The organism is Deinococcus alpinitundrae, assembly GCF_009982895.1.
Taxonomy (GTDB): domain Bacteria; phylum Deinococcota; class Deinococci; order Deinococcales; family Deinococcaceae; genus Deinococcus; species Deinococcus alpinitundrae.
In genome coordinates this window covers 1-264 of the sequence record NZ_WXZL01000307.1, presented here as the reverse complement: position 1 = coordinate 264, position 264 = coordinate 1, and the positions used below count along the sequence as shown (strand labels likewise).

1 protein-coding gene is annotated in these 264 nt (G+C 31.1%); it reads left to right on the top strand.

The window, feature by feature from the left end:
- Window positions 1–17 precede the first annotated feature (17 nt).
- Window positions 18–264, top strand: a 247-nt coding sequence (locus GUI70_RS23515) for a hypothetical protein (protein ID WP_438503516.1), incomplete at its 3' end; no start/stop codon positions are given.

Below are 264 nucleotides of genomic sequence, written 5' to 3'. Positions count from 1 at the left end.
AACGATTTATTAGCGCAATGAAACACTATATTCAACGCATTGATAGTGATAATTTAAAACAAGATTTCAAAACAGCCATGCAAGAAGAACTAAAAGATATTAAATCGGAAACAGAAAATATGGTTAAACAATTTCAAGTGAGTCAGATAGAATTACAAACATCCAATAATGAATACGCGAAAACCATTGAAGCACGCTTAAACAAAAATGAAACCGCGATAAAGCAGTATGATCAAGCAGTGAATAAGTTAACGAAAGGATTAA